Raw genomic sequence first — 790 nt, 5'->3', positions numbered from 1 at the left:
TTTTCTCAACGTCCCCAAGCAACGCCTGCGTGTAAAAGCTGATTTCATTTCTATCATTAAGAAAGACCAGTATCAGGCCATTTCGGTTATAGTAAAGAGGCTTTTTCTTTTTTTCCTGAAAGAAAAGCAATACATTCAATTCTTTATTCCAGTCCCAGAAAACATAACTATCCGGTGAGATAATCTTTAACTTTTCCTTCACAAGCGATTCAATTTCCTCGTCGGACGATTCGCTATCGATTGATACTTGTTCTTTTAATCGTGAAATAATAAAATCATTGTTAATTATCGCCGTTTCCTGATCTTCTGTGGATTTAACCATACTTCTATTTTCTTCACTGAATATTTGTTGGTTAATCGAGATATAGGACCCTGTCAGTTCCTCTTCAGGCAGCTCCGTGCGTATTTCTATATCATCTGCTGCCAGCTTTTTTTGAATGGATTCTTCTTGTTCATCCTTCAGCACTTCTAAATCTTCCTTATCCTGCTTTTGAATAAACTGAACCAGTAAAAAAACATCAAGAACAAGAAAGCAGAGAATAAAAAGTGTCTTAATTTGCGTCCACTGCATCTATTGCTCCTCCCTTCTCTGGTTCCAGTTCTTCAAAATCAATTGGCAGCCACATGTCGTTAAGATTCACAAACCATGCGGGTTCAAGTGTCACGGAAAGGGATGAATTATTATTAGAGATAAACTGATAACCTATCTTTATATCTTTAATTTGATCAAGGTCATATGCTTTAGAAAATTCATTTTCCAAGTAGGCAATGAGTTCACTACCCGATGGAA

General features: G+C 36.6%; 1 protein-coding gene and 1 pseudogene. Both read right to left on the bottom strand.

The genetic code is table 11. The features are described from left to right. The coding region (yycI, locus tag AC3G7N_RS20810) for a two-component system regulatory protein YycI (RefSeq protein WP_489424068.1) at positions 1–571 on the bottom strand (571 nt) is incomplete at its 3' end. After that, a pseudogene (locus tag AC3G7N_RS20805) lies at positions 552–790 on the bottom strand (hypothetical protein); the annotation flags it as partial. The pseudogene AC3G7N_RS20805 and the gene yycI, both read right to left, overlap by 20 nt.

It is taken from the genome of Virgibacillus carmonensis (assembly GCF_057836705.1).
Note: the sequence above shows the minus strand (reverse complement) of the source record. Positions and strands in the feature narration are given on the sequence as shown.